The organism is Kitasatospora sp. NPDC042419 (assembly GCF_056437345.1).
This window is the reverse complement of record NZ_JBWKAW010000015.1, coordinates 74,649-92,371: the sequence shown is the minus strand read 5'-3', so window position 1 is coordinate 92,371 and position 17,723 is coordinate 74,649. Positions and strand designations below refer to the sequence as shown.

16 protein-coding genes and 1 pseudogene are annotated in these 17,723 nt (G+C 73.0%); 9 read left to right on the top strand and 8 right to left on the bottom strand.

Features of this window, described 5'->3' with window-relative positions; genetic code table 11:
- Positions 1-16 precede the first annotated feature (16 nt).
- Genes AC067J_RS25880 through AC067J_RS25860 form a run of 5 tightly spaced genes read left to right on the top strand, consistent with a single transcriptional unit; the run spans position 17 to position 4,356 of the window.
- The gene (locus AC067J_RS25880) at positions 17-334 is read left to right on the top strand and encodes a PAAR domain-containing protein (protein WP_478302991.1); all 318 of its coding nucleotides are present in this window, start codon (positions 17-19) and stop codon (positions 332-334) included.
- A complete protein-coding gene (locus AC067J_RS25875; protein ID WP_478302989.1) occupies positions 334-756 on the top strand; it encodes a GPW/gp25 family protein in 423 nt (140 codons plus the stop codon). The genes AC067J_RS25880 and AC067J_RS25875 overlap by 1 nt, the downstream gene beginning before the upstream one ends.
- Complete coding sequence (locus AC067J_RS25870) at positions 756-2,717, top strand: putative baseplate assembly protein (RefSeq protein WP_478302987.1); 1,962 nt, start codon at positions 756-758, stop codon at positions 2,715-2,717. The genes AC067J_RS25875 and AC067J_RS25870 overlap by 1 nt, the downstream gene beginning before the upstream one ends.
- Positions 2,714-3,301, top strand: coding sequence for a phage tail protein (locus AC067J_RS25865; protein WP_478302985.1), 588 nt, complete (start codon positions 2,714-2,716; stop codon positions 3,299-3,301). The genes AC067J_RS25870 and AC067J_RS25865 overlap by 4 nt, the downstream gene beginning before the upstream one ends.
- On the top strand, positions 3,301-4,356 hold the full coding sequence (locus AC067J_RS25860; protein WP_478302983.1) for an NADase-type glycan-binding domain-containing protein: 1,056 nt from the start codon (positions 3,301-3,303) through the stop codon (positions 4,354-4,356). Before AC067J_RS25865 ends, AC067J_RS25860 begins: the two co-directional genes overlap by 1 nt.
- A gap of 201 nt (positions 4,357-4,557) precedes the next feature.
- Here the strand turns inward: AC067J_RS25860 and AC067J_RS25855 are convergent, their stop codons facing one another.
- The 3 genes and pseudogenes from AC067J_RS25855 to AC067J_RS25845 all read right to left on the bottom strand — a co-directional run.
- Complete coding sequence (locus AC067J_RS25855) at positions 4,558-5,385, bottom strand: PhzF family phenazine biosynthesis protein (RefSeq protein ID WP_478303193.1); 828 nt, start codon at positions 5,383-5,385, stop codon at positions 4,558-4,560.
- Positions 5,386-5,606: 221 nt separating this feature from the next.
- Positions 5,607-7,139 carry an AMP-binding protein gene (locus AC067J_RS25850; RefSeq protein WP_478302981.1) on the bottom strand — a complete coding sequence of 511 codons (1,533 nt, stop codon included), beginning with the start codon at positions 7,137-7,139 and terminating at the stop codon, positions 5,607-5,609.
- 262 nt (positions 7,140-7,401) lie between these two features.
- Positions 7,402-7,752: pseudogene (locus AC067J_RS25845) on the bottom strand (substrate-binding domain-containing protein); the annotation flags it as partial.
- A 514-nt stretch (positions 7,753-8,266) separates the two neighbouring features.
- Here AC067J_RS25845 and AC067J_RS25840 point away from each other — a divergent pair.
- The gene (locus AC067J_RS25840; protein ID WP_478302979.1) at positions 8,267-8,947 is read left to right on the top strand and encodes a hypothetical protein; all 681 of its coding nucleotides are present in this window, start codon (positions 8,267-8,269) and stop codon (positions 8,945-8,947) included.
- A 3-nt stretch (positions 8,948-8,950) separates the two neighbouring features.
- On the opposite strand, the gene AC067J_RS25835 is transcribed toward AC067J_RS25840, so the two are convergent.
- The 4 genes from AC067J_RS25835 to AC067J_RS25820 all read right to left on the bottom strand — a co-directional run bounded on the left by AC067J_RS25835 (position 8,951) and on the right by AC067J_RS25820 (position 12,478).
- Positions 8,951-10,492, bottom strand: a complete 1,542-nt coding sequence (locus AC067J_RS25835) for a hypothetical protein (protein WP_478302977.1) — start codon at positions 10,490-10,492, stop codon at positions 8,951-8,953.
- A complete protein-coding gene (locus AC067J_RS25830) occupies positions 10,489-10,824 on the bottom strand; it encodes a helix-turn-helix domain-containing protein (RefSeq protein WP_478302975.1) in 336 nt (111 codons plus the stop codon). Before AC067J_RS25830 ends, AC067J_RS25835 begins: the two co-directional genes overlap by 4 nt.
- On the bottom strand, positions 10,821-11,945 hold the full coding sequence (locus tag AC067J_RS25825; RefSeq protein WP_351915363.1) for a tyrosine-type recombinase/integrase: 1,125 nt from the start codon (positions 11,943-11,945) through the stop codon (positions 10,821-10,823). The genes AC067J_RS25830 and AC067J_RS25825 overlap by 4 nt, the downstream gene beginning before the upstream one ends.
- 284 nt (positions 11,946-12,229) lie before the next feature.
- Positions 12,230-12,478, bottom strand: a complete 249-nt coding sequence (locus tag AC067J_RS25820; RefSeq protein ID WP_478302973.1) for a hypothetical protein — start codon at positions 12,476-12,478, stop codon at positions 12,230-12,232.
- A 158-nt stretch (positions 12,479-12,636) separates the two neighbouring features.
- Between AC067J_RS25820 and AC067J_RS25815 the strand changes: the two genes are divergently transcribed.
- On the top strand, positions 12,637-13,887 hold the full coding sequence (locus AC067J_RS25815; RefSeq protein WP_478302971.1) for an MFS transporter: 1,251 nt from the start codon (positions 12,637-12,639) through the stop codon (positions 13,885-13,887).
- Between the two features lie 292 nt (positions 13,888-14,179).
- On the opposite strand, the gene AC067J_RS25810 is transcribed toward AC067J_RS25815, so the two are convergent.
- Entirely contained in the window at positions 14,180-15,238 is a 1,059-nt protein-coding gene (locus AC067J_RS25810; protein ID WP_478302969.1) for a LacI family DNA-binding transcriptional regulator, read from the bottom strand.
- An 88-nt stretch (positions 15,239-15,326) separates the two neighbouring features.
- On the opposite strand from AC067J_RS25810, the gene AC067J_RS25805 reads away from it, so the two are divergent.
- A complete protein-coding gene (locus AC067J_RS25805) occupies positions 15,327-16,478 on the top strand; it encodes a Gfo/Idh/MocA family protein (RefSeq protein ID WP_478302967.1) in 1,152 nt (383 codons plus the stop codon).
- Positions 16,479-16,512: 34 nt separating this feature from the next.
- Positions 16,513-17,661, top strand: coding sequence for a dihydrodipicolinate synthase family protein (locus tag AC067J_RS25800; protein WP_478302965.1), 1,149 nt, complete (start codon positions 16,513-16,515; stop codon positions 17,659-17,661).
- Positions 17,662-17,723: the final 62 nt, after the last annotated feature.

Genomic DNA, 17,723 nt, shown 5'->3' with positions numbered 1-17,723 from the left:
CCCCGAGGAGCCCCCGATGCCAGCCGCAGCCCGTACCGGTGACCCCACGAACCACGGTGGCCGGATCGCGACCCCGCCGCCCGGCACCGCCGCGCGGGTGGCGACGGTACTGATCGGCGGGCGGCCCGCCGCCGTGGTGGGCAGCCTGCACGTCTGCCCGGTACCGCCGCACGCGGCCCTGGGGCCGGAGAACGTGCTGCTGCCCAACCCGGCCGCGGTCACCGGGGGTGTGGTGCTGATCGGCGGACTGCCCGCCGCGCGGGCCCGCGACCAGACGGCGTGCGGCGCGGCGGTCCTGACCGGTGCGCCCGACGTGCTGATCGGAGGCCTGTGATGGGCGATCGGTTCATCGGGCGCGGCTGGGCGTTCCCGCTGCGGGTCGGGCCGACCGGCGGGATCGCCCTGGTCGAGCGGGAGCGGGAACTGGAGGAGGCCATCCGCCTCGTGCTGGGCACCGCGCCCGGCGAGCGACCCATGCGGCCCGACTTCGGCTGCGGCATCCACGAGTACGTCTTCGCCCCCGGCGACGGCGTCACCGCCGGGCGGATCGCCCAGCAGGTGCGCGAGGCGCTGGAGCGCTGGGAGCCGCGGATCGCGGTGGACGAGGTCGTCGTGGCCTTCGACGCCGTGGAGACGGCCACCCTCTACATCGACGTGCGCTACACGGTGCGCACCACCAACGACCGGCGCAACCTGGTCTTCCCCTTCTACACGATCCCCTCCGAGGAGGGGACCGAGGAAACGGTCGCGGACTGATGGCCCTGCCCTCCCCCAACCTGGACGACCGACGGTTCCAGCAGCTCGTCGACGAGGCGAAGCGGTACGTGCAGCAGCGCGCCCCGGAGTGGACCGACCACAATGTCTCCGACCCGGGCGTCACCCTGATCGAGACGTTCGCCTACCTCGTGGACCAGCTGCTGTACCGGCTGAACCGGGTCCCGGAAAAGAACTACCTGGCCTTCCTGGACCTGTTGGGCATCCGGCTGTACCCGCCGTCGGCGGCCGTCGCCGAGGTCGACTTCTGGCTGTCGGCCCCCCAACCGGACACGGTGACGCTGCCCGCGGGCACCGAGGTGACGACCGCGGCCGGCGAGACCGAGGCGGCCGTGGTCTTCGCCACCACCGACGACCTGCGCATCGTGCCGAGCGAGCTGACCCGGCTGGTCACCGCGCCCCGTGCCGGTGAGCAGACCGACCGGACGGGTGCGCTGGCCGAGGGCCGGGACATCCCGTGCTTCCAGGCCGCGCCCGAGCCGGGCGACGCGCTGCTGTTCGGCCTGCCGACGGCGGTGCCGCGCTGCGTGGTCGCGGTCCGCCTCGACAGCCGCGTCGAGGGCGTCGGCGTCGACCCGCGCCAGCCCCCGCTGGTGTGGGAGGCGTGGGACGGCGGCAGGTGGCAGCGCTGCGACACCGGCTCCGACAGCACCGGCGGGTTGAACCGGCCCGGTGAGGTCATCGTGTACGTTCCGGCCGGACACACGGCGTCGCTGGTCAGCGGGACCCGGGCGGGCTGGCTGCGCTGCCGGGTCACCGAGGCGGAGCCGGGGCAGCCGTTCTACTCCGAGTCACCGACGGTGCGCGAGGCCGCCGTCTTCACCGTCGGCGGCACGACGGCCGTGGAGCACGCCGAGCTGGTGACCGACGTACCGCTCGGCGTGTCGGAGGGGGTGGCGGGGCAGTCCTTCCGGCTCGGCCGCCCGCCCGTGCTGCTCGACGGGGAACCCCCGGTGGTGGAGGTGTCCTCGCCGGACGGGTGGCAGCGTTGGGAGGTGGTGGAGCACTTCGGGCGCTCGGGGCCGGCCGACCGGCACGTCCGGGTGGACGCCACCACCGGCGAGTTCGCGTTCCCGCCGGTGCTGCGCGAGGCCGACGGCACCCTGCGTCCGTGCGGGGCCGTACCGGCCAAGGGCGCCCGGATCCGCGTGGCCCGCTACCGCACCGGCGGCGGCCCGGCGGGCAACGTCTCCCGCGGCGCGGTCTCCGTCCTGCGCAGCTCCGTCCCGTACGTCGCCCGGGTCGTCAACCGGGAGGCGGCGCGCGGCGGTGTCGCCGGGGAGACCGTCGACAACGCCAAGCTGCGGGCACCGGAGACGCTGCGCATGCAGGAGCGCGCGGTGACCGCCGAGGACTACGAGATCATCGCCCGCCAGGCGGCACCCTCCGTGCGCCGGGTCCGCTGCCTGCCCGACCGGGACGCGGGCGCGGGCGCGGTACGGGTCCTGGTGGTGCCGGACGCGGTGGCCGACGAGGGCGGCCGGCTGCGCTTCGAGCAGCTGATCCCGTCCGACCAGGTCCTCGCCAGGATCACCACGGCCCTCGACGAGCGGCGCCTGATCGGCACCCGGCTCCTCGTCGAGCCGCCGTTCTACCAGGGCGTCACCGTCGTCGCCCGGCTCTCGGCACCGGCCGCGGACGCCGACCGCGTGCGCGACGGGGCGCTCGACGCGCTCTACCGGCACCTCGACCCCTTGCGCGGCGGACCCGACGGAACGGGCCGGCCGTTCGGGCGGCCCGTGCAGTACGGGGAGGTGTTCGGTGTGCTGCAACGCGCCGTCGGGGAGGCGGTGGTGGAGGAGATCCGGCTGTTCGCCGCCGACCCGGTCACGGGCCGGCGCGGCGCCCCGGTCGACCGGATCGACGTCGGCGCGGGTGCGCTGGTCTTCTCCTACCAGCACCAGGTGGTCGTGACCGCGCGGGAGCCGGAGGTGCGCGCATGAGCCGGGCCGCCGTCCCGGGCCTGCCCAGTCGGCACCCGATCGGCGAGCAGCTGCCCGCGCTGTACGCCGACGACGACTTCGCGCAACGGTTCACGGCGGGGCTGGACACGGTACTGGCCCCGGTGTTCACCACCCTCGACAACCTGCCCGCGTACTTCGATCCGCGACTGGCCCCGGCCGACTTCCTGGCCTGGCTGGCCACCTGGGTGGGCGGCGCCGACGACCCGCGCTGGCCGCCGGCGCTGCGCCGCGAAGCGGTGGCCCGCGCGGTGGAACTGCACCGCTGGAGCGGCACCCGGCGCGGCCTGGTCGAGGCCCTGCGCCTGGTGCTGGGCGTGTCCGCCGAGATCACCGGGGACGGCGAGGCCGCCTGGTCGAACACGGCCGGCGGCGCGCTGCCGCCCGCCCCGGCCGACGAGGTGGTCGTCCGGGTGTGGCCGCGGCACGGCGGAGCGGTGGACGCGGCGCACGAGGTGGACGCGGACCGGGTCCGGGCGCTGGTCCGGAGCCTGTGCCCGGTCCACACGATCTGCCGGGTGGAGGTCCTACCGGGGCCGCCCACGAGCGAGGAGGGGCGACAGTGATGCGCGAGTGTCCCGCGTGCGGGGCGTCCAACGGCCCGACGGACGGCTTCTGCGGCAACTGCGGCTCGTACCTGGGCTGGTCGGACACCCCGGCTGCCCCGGCTGCCGACCACCCGACCGCCGACCACCCGGCCGAAGCCGCCGCACCCCGGCCCGCCGACCCCTCACCTCCCGCCGTCCCCCGACCCGCCGTCCCCCGTCCACCCGACCCCTCACCACCCACCGAGCCCCCGCGCGCCGAGCAGCCCCCGCACGCCTCCGCCCCTCCGCCCCCCGACTCACCGCAGCCCGTGCGGCCGGCGAAGGCCGTCGCACCGCGTCCGGTCGTCCGGCCGGTCCCGGTGGACGACGACGCCGCCGGAACGCCCTGCCCCTCCTGCGGCACGCCCAACCCGCCCGACCGCCGCTTCTGCCGCCGCTGCGCGACCCCGCTCACGCCCGGTACGGCCCCACCGCCGCTCCCCTGGTGGCGGTCGATCCGGCGGCTGCGCCGCCGAACCCGGGCCGGCTCGGGCCGGACAACGCGCTTCCTGGTGATCCTGGCCGTGGTGCTGGCCCTGTGCGCGGGCGGCTTCCTGCTGCTGCCGGCCGGCCGGAACCTGATCGAGGACACCCGGGACAAGCTGGGCAAGAGCAAGCAGGTGACCCCGGTCCGCGTGGAGGCGAGTGCCGAGGTACCCGGCCGGCCGGCCGGCAACGCCACGGACGGGCTCAGCAACCGCTACTGGGGCGCACCGGGCCCTGGCGCCTCGGTCACCTACACCTTCGCCAAACCCTTCCGTCTGGTGGCCGTGATCGTCACCAACGGCGCCTCGACCTCACCCGAGGACTACGCCCGCGAGGGTCGGGCACTGCGGATCGACCTGGAGGTGACGGCCTCGAACGGCCGGAAGTCGGTCAAGAAGCTGACCCTGATCGACAAGCCCGGCCCGCAGACCTTCCCCACCGGCATCAGCGACGCCACCACCATCCGCCTGACCCTCGACGCCCCCGCAGGCCTGGACGGCGACCGCCATCTCGCCCTGGCCGAGCTGGAGTTCTTCCAGCGGAGCTGAGTCCCCGCGGGCGCAGTGCCCACGGGCCCCACCGGGATGTCCACGTGATGCCGGCACCGCCTGGGCCTACGGCTGGTACCTGGTCCCCACCGGGTCGGCGGGGCACGGCCCACGCGGCGCGGCGCGGCGGGCGGGGGCGACCGCGCACACGGACGGCGGCCCGCCCGACCGGGTCGGCGAGCCGCTCCGGTCCTTCCCGGGTCAGACGTGCAGGGTGCCTTCCAGCACCGTGACGGCGCTTCCGGTGAGGTGGACGCGGTCGCCGCTCAGGACCGTACGCACCAGGCCGCTGCGTGCGGACACCTGGAGTCCGGCGAGCTCCTCGCGGCCGAGTCGTGCCGACCAGTACGGGGCGAGTGTGGTGTGGGCGCTGCCGGTGACCGGGTCCTCGGGGATGCCCCTGGCCGGTGCGAAGAAGCGGGAGACGAAGTCGTGGCCCGGGGCGGACCCGGCAGCGGGGGCCGTGACGATGATGCCGCGCAGTGCCTCCCGGCCGGTCGTGTCGGCCACGGAGTCGAGGTCGGGCGTGAGGGCCCGGACCGTTGCCTCGTCCGCGAAGACCGCCAGCAGGTCGCCGAGGCGATCGGAACGGAACGCCGCCTCGGGGGCGGCGCCGAGCGCCCTGGAGAGCCCGTCCGGTACGGGCACCGCGGTGCACGGGGCCGCCGGGAAGTCGAGCGTGATGGCACCCTCCGGGGCGGTGTGGGTGACCAGGACGCCGTGCTTGCGGCTCAGGAACCGCACGGCTCCGACGAGGCCCTGCTCTGCGCGCAGCGCGTGCGCGGTGGCGAGCGTGGCGTGCCCGCACAGGTTCGCCTCGACCTGCGGGGTGAACCAGCGGATCGCCCAGTCGGCTTCGGTCGAGGCGGGTAGCGGGAGGGCGAACGCGGTCTCGGAGTGGTTCATCTCGGCCGCGATGCGCTGCATCCACGCGTCCTGCGGCCACTGTCCGGCGGGGAGCAGGCACACGGCGGCCGGGTTCCCGCGGAAGGGACGGTCGGTGAAGGCGTCGACGACGTAGAGGCGCATGCCCGGACCGTAACGGTCCCGGGGCACGCGCCCCCAGGGCCAATCCGAAGCAAGTGGACTGACACGGCCCCGGCGGACGGCCCCGGCGGACGGGCCGGGCGGACTGCCCCGGCTGACGGCCCGGCGGACGGCCGTGGCACGGGGCGGCGCCGTACAGCCCGGACAGTCCGCCGGGGCCGGCGCGCCGAGGATCCGCCGCCGGGTCGTGCGGCGAGGGAGGGTCAGCCCGCAAGGGCTTCGCGCAGGCGCTTCCGGTCCGGCTTGCCCACCGGGGTGAGCGGGATCTCCGGAACCAGGTGCAGGGCCTCCGGGGCGTACACGCGGCCCTTGTGCGCGGTGACGAAGGCGCGGACGTCGTCCAGTTCCGGGAGCCGCCCCGGCGCGGGGACGACCACGGCGTGGACGTGTTCGGCCTGCTGGGCGTCCCGGAGGCCGAGAACGGCGCACTGGGCGACGGCCGGGTGGGTGAGGAGCAGGTCCTCGACCTCGGAGGGGTAGACGTGCCCGCCGGCCACGATGATCTTGTCCGTGAGGCGGTCGGACAGGTAGAGGTAGCCGTCCTGGTCGAGGTAGCCGATGTCGCCGGTCCTCAGCCAGCCGTCGCGCAGCACCTCGGCGGTGAGGTCGGGCCGCTTCCAGTACCCCGCCATGAGGGACCGCGAGCGGACGTGGACCTCGCCCTGCTCGCCGGTCGGCAGTTCGGTTCCGTCGGCGGAGCGGATCACCAGCTCCACGCCCGGGAGGGGGCGGCCGACGGAGAGCTGGCCGCCGGACCCGATCCGGTGGTGTTCCTGCGGGGCGAGGACGGCGATGTTCTGCGCCTCCGACATCCCGTAGCCGCTCGTCAGGATCGGCCCGAACACCTCGAACGCCTCGCGGACGCGGGTCGGCGAGGCGACGCAGCCGCCGTACATGATGCGCTGCAGGCTGGAGAGGTCGGTGCCGGTGATCGCCGGGTGGTCGAGCAGCCGGTGGAGCAGCGGCGGCAGGACCCACAGGTCGGTGATGCGCTCGCGTTCGACGGCGGCCAGCACCTCGCCGGCGTCGAAGGAGCGCTGGAGGAACACCGAGCCTCCGTGATGGAGCGTCAGGTCGCTGAGCACACCGGCGAGGTGGGCGAGCGGGGTGGCCGCGAGGAAGCGCGGTGCGCCCTCCGCCGGGCCGAACGGGACGTCGAAGACCCTGCGGTAGGCACCGTGCAGGCTGAGGATGCCCTTGGGGATGCCGGTGGTGCCGCCGGTGTGGCGGATGCCCAGGTCGTCGTCCGGGCCGATCCGCACGGCCGGGGGCCCGTCGGGGCGGTGGGCGGAGGCGCCGATCACGTCCTCGCCGATCGTCTCCGGGCCCGGGCCCAGGGTGAGGACGGTCGGCACGTCCACCAGGGCGAGCAGTTCGGCCGCGCCCGCGTACCGTTCGGCGTCCACGAGGAGGACGGTGGTGTCGGCGTTGGTGACGATCTCGGCGAGGACCGGGGTGCTCATGCCGTCGTACAGGTTGACCAGCCGGGCGCCCGCGATCCCGGCGGCGTAGCGGGCGCTGAGCGCCTCGGGGGTGTTGCCGGTGAGCAGGGAGACGGTCGAGCCCCGGGTGACGCCCCGGGCGATGAGCTCGTGGGCGAGGCGGTAGGTGGCGGCGGCGAACCCGCCGGCGGTGATCCCGGCACCGTCGGCGGTGGTGACGGCGGTCCGATCGGGGTCCCGGGACAGGGACCGCAGGATCAGGGCGGGGGCGCTGATGAACTCCGTGTCGCTCATGAGCACTTCTTCCTACGCGTCGGCAACCGCATCGACAGGGCGACTCCATTCTGGGCGCCGCGGCACCGGATCGGGGACCGGTAACGCGCGGACGGGCCGAAACACGTCGGCTCGGTACTCGTTCCCGATTACGGGGAACGATCCGCGGCCGGTCCCGGCCGGCTTCGGCTTCCGCCGCGTCGGACAGCCCACCCCGCGCCGCGGCCGGTCTCCGGAAGGCCGTAGCGGTGGTGGCTGCCGCCCCAGGTGGTCGTCGCTTCGCCGGGCGGACCGCCGTCAACGCCGGGTCGGCCAGACCGGCCACCTCGTCGTCGTACGCGACGACCGCGAGGTCGGTCGGCACGTCGATGCCGCGCTCCTGGCAGCGGGCCACCAGTGAGATCGCCTCCCGGTCGGAGTGCACGAGGACCGCCGTGGTTCCGCCGGCAGGGCGGCGTCGAGGAAGCCGTCGAGGAGGTCGTGCCAGTCCGCGGAACGGTGGCCGGGGGTGATCGCCTCGGGGGCGGCGTCGGCGTCGGGGCCGAGCGCGGCGGTCGTGGAGGAGCTGCCTGCGCGTCCCTGACCGGCGCCGCCCCGTGTCCCGCCGGGCCGCCTGCGCCGCCCGGCGGAGCACCCCCGGGCCCCCGGCTCCCGCCCCCGCACCCGCCCCCGCACCCACCACCGCCCGAACCGCAGGGCCCGGGCGGCCCGTGGAGGAATCGCATGAGACTGGCCCTGAGCACCCCCGGCACCCCCGGGCTGCCGCTCGCCGGGGCGCTCGCCCTCGCCCGCCGCTTCGGCCTGGACGGACTGGAACTGCGCCTGTACCCCGACACCGATGACGTCCGCGAGGACACCTTCAGGGGCCGGGGCCGCGCGGTGATCAGCGGGGAAGCCGTCCGGCCCGTTCCCCCCGAGCGGCGCCTTGCAAGTGCCACGACAGATCGACCATTCGATCAAACGCCATGCTCGGCGTCGAACAACCGCAGCCCCCGCAGCCCTGGGGACGGCGCACCTCCGGCCCCGGTACTGGTGGGCTCGCGTATTCAACCGTCGCGAGTTGACCCACCTGACTCCGGCGCTGCTACTGAGCGTGACAGCCCTTGGGGGAGATTCTGGGTGTCAGGGGCATCGGGTTGGATGAGCACGTGACTGTCTATGACGTAGCTCGCCAGTTCCCTTCGATCGCTGACCTGCGGAACCTGTGCCGCTCACTGGCGATGCTCGACGCGATCCTGAGCCCGGACTGGGAAGGCCGGTACTACTCCTTCAACGCCGGCTGGGCCGACGACGAGGAGATGGCCTCGATGCGCAACGGGTCGGGAGACGAGTACTCCATCGTGTTCTCGGCGGCCGGGGCCTACGTCCGTGGCTTCGATCACGAAGCACCGATGAGCCCGTACGGCAACGATGGCGAGCCCTGGCCGGGAGTGATCGACGAGGTTCCGGAGGTCTTCAAGCCCTTCGTCGAAGAGCCGGCGTTCACCGACGAGGATGACGTCCCCGTCGTGACGGCCTGCCTGTGGCGGGAGGCAACGGACGATCGGTGGCGGCACGGCGTGATCGACTTCCCCACCGGGAGTTCCGACCCCGACGGGGCAACGGGCCTGTTCGAGCTCCTCGTCGACCGCTCGCCGGAAGCATTCCAGCGCTTCGCCGAGGACTACTACGAGGTTCCCGTGGACCTGGAAGCAGTGCGCGACGTGTATGCCTTGCAACCGCTGAGCCAGAAGCTCGTGTCATCGCTGAACGCGGAGGTCACCCTCGCAGACCTGGCCGAGGACCTCGCCGAGATCGGCTACCCGCAGCCGACACGGGACGTGACCTGAGCTTCAACCGTCGGCGGGTGGAGAGGGAGTCCAGCCGGATGGTGACCGAAGGTGGTCGCCTGCGGCGTATCGGCTCCAGGTCCCGCCGCTTTCTCTGAGGAGGCGGCTGGTGGTCTTGTCGTGGTAGCCGAGGGCGTCCGCGACGACGGGGGCGGGCAGTTCGAGGAGTTGTTGCCGGATGGCGGCGCCGCGGGCTGCGGCGACCGGGATGCCGATCTCGCCCAGGAGTGAGGACAAGTGGTCGGGGCGGGCCGGACGGCCGGCCCGGCGGCCGGGGAAGAGCCAGCGGGATGCCTGGTTGGTGGCGGTGTTCATGTTGTCGCGGTCCGCGATGTATGCCAGTAGCAGGGCTGCCGCTGGTTCGGGGACGGGGGAAGCGGGCTCCCCGAGCCGCAGAAGCGTGGTCTCTCCGTCGTGGAGCACGTCGTCGACCGTCAGCTGGACGATCCGGGTCAGAGGTTGTGCGTAGAGGAGGACGATGACGCCGGCGACACGGAGGCGCATCGGGGTGTCTGCGTCGGTCAACAGCCGGCCGAGTACGGCCAGGCGCTCGTCCTCGCTCAGTGCGGGTCGTCGGGAGACCTTCATGGTGGGGATGGACAGGGAGCGTGGACAACGGCGGCTCTGCCTGGCCCAGTTGAGGAAGGCCCTCAGGCAGGTGCGGCCGTGTTCCGTGTTCTCCGCGAACCAGGCGTCGATGTCGAGCTGACCGCAGGACGCGAGGGTGCTGTCCCGGGTGCCGAGCCACCGCAGGAAGGCGGTCGCGTACTTGAGCTGCTCGGCTGCGAAGCGGCGGACGCTCGGCGTGATGTGGCTCCGATCGGCCCGTTCCCGTAGGTGGGGAAGGACGTGCCAGGTCGCGAAGAGCTTGATCGTCTTGACGTGCTCGGGATCGGCGATGTCGGCCAGATGGCCGGGCAGCCATCGCTGGAAGGAGCAGATGTACTTGTCGACGGCGGGCAGGACTCCGCTGGCCATCAGGAGTTCTTCCAGATGAGCCGCTGCCCGCCAGGGCTGCAGTTCGTGGAAGGCGTCGTGGGTCAGAGGGATCTCGCCCAGCCCGAGCCGCCGCAGCATCTGGGAGGCGTTTCCCGGCTGGCCGCGGCGCATCTCCAGCCAAGCCAGGCCGCTTCTGGGCTTGTCCATCGCCACCAGCATGTCGAACAGGGGCGTCAGCGCGGGGCGGACGCAGCCCGTGCCGTTATCCAGGAGGGCGGTCAGCCGGTCGGTGAAGGTGCAGCGTTCGCAGAGTCGGCCGCCCAGGAGTTTGCCCTCGAAGCCGCAGCGCGAGCAGTCGAAGGTCTGGGAGAAGCCGGCGCAGGTCGTGCAGATCGCGGAGCCGTCGACGGGGTGAAGTCCGGGGAGGGCACGGTCCTGGCCGCATCCGGGGCAGGTGCCTCGTGTTCGCACCGCGCGGTCCGAACAGGTCCGGCAGACGTAGCCGTCCGGCCAGGTGCCGGCCTTGTGTCTGCGCTGGCCGCAGCGGCAGCACTCGGCCATGTACCAGCGTTCGTACTGCTCGTCGGTGGCGTAGGGGCGGCTCATGCGTCGGGCAGGATGCGGGCCGCGCGGGGCCGGAGCTTCGCGACGTTCGCGGGCGGGGTGGGCAGGTCGCCGGTGGCGGTCTTGCGGACACCGGCGTTCTCGGCGGTGGTGGCCACCAGGTCGGCCGGGGTGCAGGACAGGATGTCGCAGAGCGCGGACAGGACCTGCAGCGACAGCCGTTCCGGTGTGCCGGAGACCATGCGGTGGACCTGGGAGGCGGACAGGTCGATGCCGCGCTCGCGCAGCAGCGGCACCAGCTCGGTCGCGGTGAAGATGCGGTGCTGGGCCATCAGCTCACGCAACCGCCAGGTGTAGCCGACCTTGCGCTTCATGCCTGCCTCCCGTTTTGGGCCTGGAGGGCGGCGGCGACGGTGGCGTCCAGGTGCCGGCGCAGGGTGCGGGTGCGGAAGTCCGAGGAGACGCAGGTGTAGATGGACGTGGTACTGGCGTGCTCGTGGCCGACCTGTTCCTGGACGAAGCGAGGATCCCAGCCGTCCTCGATCAGGTGGGTGACGTAGGACCTTCGGAAGGAGTGGTAGTCCAGCCCGTCGTCCAGGCCCAGGGCCTTGCGGTAGGCGATGAAGCGGGAGTTGATGCGCTGGCAGCCGATCCGCAGTCCGCGCTCGGACGGCCAGGCCGCAGGGTTGCCGTCGGTGCCCAGCAGCGGGCGGACCTCGGTGAACCACTCGTCCAGGACGTCGGGGGTCCAGCCGAACACGGTCAGCACGCCGCGGCGCTTGGGCGGTGAGCCCTTCTTGGCCTTGCCGAACCGGACCTGGCAACGGCCGAACTCGCCGTACTCGGCGCCGTGCGGGTTGCGGCCGAAGTCGGCGGCGTCGAGCATCCGCGTCTCGTTGCGCCGCAGCCCGTAGGCGTAGGCGGTCTTGAACAAGGTCGCGTCGCGGAACGCCGGCAGCCAGCCCTTGCGGCCGAAGGCCCTGATCCGGGCGACCTCGTCGTCGCAGTGCTCGAAGAACGCGTGCAGCTCGGCCTTGGTGAACGCCCGCTTCTTCGCGTCGGCCTCGTTGTCCTGGACGTGCACCGCGGTGTTCCACTCGTGAACGACCTGGACCGGGTGGGTGCCGAACCGTTCCTCACACGTGGCCGCCCAGTCGTAGAGCGGGTCGGTGACGAAGTGGCAGAACGCCCGGACCGCCTCCGAGTAGGACCGGATCGTGGAACGGCGCAGGTCCCGCAGCGATCGCAGGTCGCCGAGCCACTCGTCGACCATCGCCGGCGTCCAGTGCCACGGGTAGGTGTTCACGTAGGCGGCGAACGCCTTGACCGTGTTCTCCCGGCCCTCCACCGTCGTCCGGGCCAGATTCCGCGCGAGCTGCTGGTTGGCGAACCCGGTCAGCATCGCGGTGAAGACCTGTTCCTCCGGCCGCAGCAGCGCGACTCCGTCCACCAGGTGCAGCCGTGCCGCACCTGGGATCGACCCGTTGAACCCCACCGGTCCACCACCCTCCGTCACTCGCGTCGTATGCGAGAAAACCGCATCTGATGCGAGTCAGTGGACAAACCCCAGGTCAGTCAGCCGGACGAGTGACACCAGCTGGCGTCGCCCTCACGTCCGTCGCTACCGTCGCCACCAGCAGGCTGGGCCAACTTCCATGGTCAGCATGCTGGTGGGCGCCGTTGGCCACGACGATTCGCGAACCGTCGCGAGTTCGCATCGGATGCAATTGGCGGCGCTTGGAACATCGGTACAGCGGTTGTCGGCGAGAACGATCTTGGTCAGGATGTGAGGGTGCCGACCCGGTTCCCGTACTCGCGGCGGGCCTTGCGCTGTGTCGGGACTGCGGGGATGCCCTGGCCGCCGTCGAGCGGCCGGTAGCGGGCGAGGAGCTGACGGTGCACGGCGGGAACGGCGCTGAGGCGCAGGATGTAGCCCTGGCCACGCCGTCCGGCACCCTGGTCGAGTGCGGCCCGCTCGGCGGGCTCCGGCTCGGTGGCGCGGAGGCAGTCGGCGGCCTTGCCCGGCATGTCCAGGGTGACCGGATCCTCCGAGGCCGGCGCGTCGTCCTCTGTTGCCGTGATTCCTCGGGGGTGGCGCGGTCCTGGTTCGGGCCCCTGGCGGAACCGGAGCACGTGCTCTTGGTGCCACTTCCGCTGGATCAGCGCCCACTGTTAGCGTGCCATCCATGTTCAAGGGCAACTCAGCGGGTCGAATAGGCCGTATGGCGGGGGGCAACAGGCCGGAGCGCGTGCTGGTCGCCGCCAGTTTCGTCAACCGAGTCGGCAACGGTCTGTTCAACGCGGCGTCAGCGCTCTATTTCACCTTGGTCGTGGGCCTGCCCGCGGTGCAGGTCGGTGCCGCGCTCACGATCGCCGGAGTGATCGGTCTGTGCGCGGGGGTACCAGGCGGGCATCTCGCAGATCGGCGAGGGGCTCGCACGATCATGATGTCGGCCCTCGCGGTCCAGGCCGTGTCGATGGCGGCCCTCGTCCTCGTCGAGAGCTGGGCCGCGCTCACGATCATCGCGACGGTCGACCAGATCGCCGCAGCGACCGGTGGGGCGGCGTGGGGCGCGCTGGTGGTCCGGGTCGGGGGTGAGCGCCCGGCCCTGTTCCGTGCCAAACTGCGCACGTTCGTCAACCTGGGCGTCGTCCTGGGAACGGTCGGTGCGGGGCTGGCGCTGGCCGCGAACACCCGCGGCGCCTACGTCACACTGATCCTCGGCAACGCGGCGAGCTTCGCCCTGTGCGCGGTGCTTCTGCTCCTGCTGCCCCGCTATCCGGTACTGGCGGCACCACCGCAACAGCGGCGCTGGCTCGTCCTCTCGGATCGTCCCTTCCTCGCGTTCACCGCCTTCTACGGGGCCATGGGACTGCAGTACCCGGTGGTCTCACTACTCCTGCCGATCTGGATCTCCGAGCACACCGAGGCGCCGCGCTGGACGGTGGCCGCGCTGTTCGCCGTCAACTCCCTGTTCTGTGTGCTGATGCAGACCAGGATCGGCTCGCGCATCGAGACCCCGCACGACGGCGGCCTGGCGTTTCGCACGGCGGGGCTGCTCTTCCTCGTCAGCTGCCCGATGATGGCACTGGCGGCGTACACCCCTGTCTGGGCGGCGGCGGGACTGGTCCTGGCCGCGATCTTCGTCCACAGTCTGGGAGAGGTTTGGGAGTCATCGGCGGCCTTCGCCCTGGGCTTCGGTCTTGCCCCCGACCACGCACAGGGCCAGTACCAAGGTGTCTTCGGTCTCGGCTTCAGCGCGGGCCAGGCTCTCGCCCCCGCGATCCTCACCACGGTGGTACTCGGCCTCGGCACGACGGGCTGGCTGCTGCTGGCGGTGTTCTTCGCGGCACTGGGCGCCGTCGGTCCATCTCTTGCCCGCTGGGGCATGCGGACCCGTCCGCAACCAGGTGTTGCTGCGGAGGTGACGGGATGACCGCGAGTTACCGAGGTCTCGCTCGGCTGTCGGGTGGTTGCAGGAAGTGATCCCTGCGGTATGCCGATGGTGCGCGGTATGCCCAGGGTGGGGGCCTGACCGCTGAGCGGCGGGCGTCGCGTGAACAGGTGCAACGGGAGGCCGGTGGCCACTACGCATCCCTCGGGATTTCCCGGTCCGGCCCGCTTCGGAGACTCCGGAGCGGGCCGGAGCCCCGATCAGGTAAGCGCTATCCACCAAGCGCAAGCGCACGAACCTCCCCCCGAGGGCCGACCGGTACTCCCCGCCCCCGTCAGCCCCCCACCGGCCCCGTACTGCCGCGCACCACCAGGGCCACCCCCAGCGGCGCCTGCCGGGCCGGCGAGGCGCCGTCCGCGATCAGCTGGACGGCACGCTCCCCCGCCTCCTCCAGCGGCAGACGGACGGTGGTCAGCGACGGCCGGAGGTCCACCGCGAACGGGACGTCGTCGAAGCCGACGACCGAGACCTCCCCCGGGACGCTCCGCCCCAGGTCGTCCTGCACGGCGGCCAGCACACCGGCCGCCATCACGTCGTTCAGGGCGAGCACCGCCGTGACACCGGGCTCGGCCGCGAACAGACCGAGCGCCGCGTCCCGGCCCCCGGATCGGGTGAAGTCCGCGAACACCACCCTGCGGTCCGGGAGTTCACCACCCAGCCGGGACCACGCCGCCCTGACCCCGGCGAGCCGCCGCCGCACGGTCACCAGGCCCTCCGGGCCCGCGACCACCCCGATCCGGCGGTGCCCGAGCTGCCACAGCTCGGTGGCCGCACGCCCGGCCCCGCCGGTGTGGTCGAGCGGGACGTACGGGTCGACGCCGCGCTCACCGATGCAGGACACCCGGCCGCCGTCGGCCCGGAAGGCGTCGAGTTCGGCGGCGAGGCGCGCCGTGAGGTCCGGGTCGTCGACGCCGCTGCCGGCGAGCAGCACGGCCCGCGCCCGCTGGGCGCGCAGACTCCGCACGTACTCGATCTCCAGCTCCGGGTCACCGAACGTGGCGGCGATCATGACCATCAGCCGGTGCCGCTTGGCGGCCCGCATCGCACCGGCGGCGATCGCCGCGAAGTACGGGTCGGCGATGTCGTGGACGACCAGGCCGACGACCGAGGTCGAGGACCGGGCCAGCGCCTGCGCGGGTGCGTTGGAGACGTAGCCGAGGTCCCGCGCCGCGCCCTCCACCTTGCGGCGCAGCTCCTCCCCGACCGTGCGGGTGCCCCCGTGGAGCACCCGCGAGGCCGTGGCGATCGACACCCCGGCATGCTCCGCGACGCGCTGGAGCGTCACGGCGCCGGTGGATCGGGTGGCACGGGTGGTTGACCTCGGGTTCGGCATGCTCGTAACGTACCCGGCGGAAAGCGCTTACCAAGAATCCGCACACTCGCACTCCCCACTCCCCCTCTCCCGGAACGAAGGGACCACCATGCCCCGCAGGGTGATCGGTATTGTCATGAACGGCGTCACCGGCCGGATGGGCTACCGCCAGCACCTCGTCCGCTCGATCCTCGCCATCCGCGAGCAGGGCGGCCTGCCGCTCGGCGACGGCGAGGTCCTGTGGCCCGAGCCGATCCTGGTCGGCCGCAGCGCCCACAAGCTCAAGGACCTCGCCGACCGGCACGGCCTGGAGCACTGGACCACCTCACTCGACGAGGCCCTCGCCCACCCCCTCGCCGAGGTCTACTTCGACGCCCAGGTGACCACCGCCCGCGAGACCGCGCTGCGCACGGCGATCGCCGCCGGCAAGCACGTCTACACCGAGAAGCCCACCGCCGAGTCCCTGGACTCCGCACTGGAGCTGGCCCGCCTCGCCCGCGCGGCCGGGGTGTGCAACGGCGCCGTCCAGGACAAGCTGTTCCTCCCCGGCCTGCTCAAGCTCAAGCGCCTGGTCGACGGCGGCTTCTTCGGCCGGATCCTCTCCGTGCGCGGCGAGTTCGGCTACTGGGTCTTCGAGGGCGACTGGCAGGACGCCCAGCGCCCGTCCTGGAACTACCGCGCCGAGGACGGCGGCGGCATGGTGCTCGACATGTTCCCGCACTGGCGCTACGTGCTCGACAACCTGGTCGCCCCCGTCCGGTCCGTCTACGCGCACACCGCCACCCACATCCCGCAGCGCGTCGACGAGCAGGGCCGCCCGTACGAGGCCACCGCCGACGACGCCGCGTACGGCGTCTTCGAGCTGGAGGGCGGCATCACCGCCCAGATCAACTCCTCCTGGGCGGTGCGGGTCGACCGCGACGAGCTGGTCGAGTTCCAGATCGACGGCACCGAGGGCAGCGCGGTGGCCGGCCTGCGCAACTGCCGCTTCCAGCACCGCGCCGCCACCCCCAAGCCGGTCTGGAACCCCGACCTGCCCGCCACCGAACGGTTCCGCGAGCAGTGGCAGCAGGTGCCGGACAACGGCGAGTTCGACAACGGCTTCAGGATCCAGTGGGAGCTGTTCCTGCGCCACGTGGCGACCGGCTCGGAGTACCGCTGGGACCTCCTGGAGGGCGCCAAGGGCGTCCAGCTCGCCGAACTCGGCCTGCGCTCCGCCCGCGAGGGCCGCCGCCTCGACGTCCCCGCCCTGGAGATCTGACTCCCGACCGTCCCCCAGCGATTGCGTTGACACCATGACCGAGATCGACCTGCCCGGCCACGGCCGCCACCGGATGCGCGCCCCCGCCGAGCTGCCCTCCTCCCCCGTCCCCGCCGACTCCCGGGTGGCCTTCGCCGCCGCCCACGTGGTCGCCGACCCGCTGGGCGACAACGCCCCCGGCGCACCCGCCGCCGTCGACTGGGACACCACCCTCGCCTTCCGCCACCACCTGTGGTCCCTCGGCCTCGGCGTCGCCGACGCGATGGACACCGCCCAGCGCGGCATGGGCCTCGACTGGGCCGCCACCCGCGAACTGATCACCCGCTCCGGCGCCGAGGCCCGTCTCACCGGCGGACTTCTCGCCTGCGGCGTCGGCACCGACCAGCTCGCCCCCGGAACGCACGCCCTCGACACCGTCACCGCCGCGTACGAGGAGCAGCTCGACGTCGTCGAGGACGCGGGCGCCCGGCCGATCCTCATGGCCAGCCGCGCGCTCGCCCGCACCGCCCGCGGCGCCGACGACTACCTGAAGGTCTACGGCGACCTGATCGGCCAGTGCACCCGACCCGTGGTCCTCCACTGGCTGGGCGAGATGTTCGACCCGGCCCTGGCCGGCTACTGGGGGTCCGGCGACATCGACGCCGCCACCGCCACCGTCCTGGAGCTGATCAAGGCGCACGCCGACCGGATCGACGGCATCAAGGTGTCGCTGCTGGACGCGGACCACGAGATCGCGCTGCGCCGCGCCCTGCCCGCGGGCGTGCGCCTCTACACCGGCGACGACTTCAACTACCCCGCGCTGATCCGCGGCGACGAACTCGGCCACAGCGACGCCCTGCTGGGCATCTTCGACCCGATCGCCCCGGTCGCCGCCGCCGCGCTCCGCGCCTTGGACACGGGGGACCTCGACCGCTACGAGGCACTGCTCGCACCGACCCTGCCGCTGGCCCGCCACCTGTTCGCCGCGCCGACCTACCACTACAAGACCGGAGTCGTCTTCCTCGCCTGGCTCGCCGGGCACCAGGAGCACTTCACCATGGTCGGCGGCGCCCAGGGCGGCCGCTCCGTCCCCCACCTCGTCGAGCTCTTCCGGCTCGCCGACGCCGCCGGCGTCCTGCCCGACCCGGACCGCGCCGCCGACCGCATGCGACGCTACCTCGCCGTCGCCGCACCCCGCGGCTGAGCCCACTCCAGTGCCCACGGGTGGCCGCCCCCTCCCCCGGCGGGCGGCCACCCGTGTCTCCC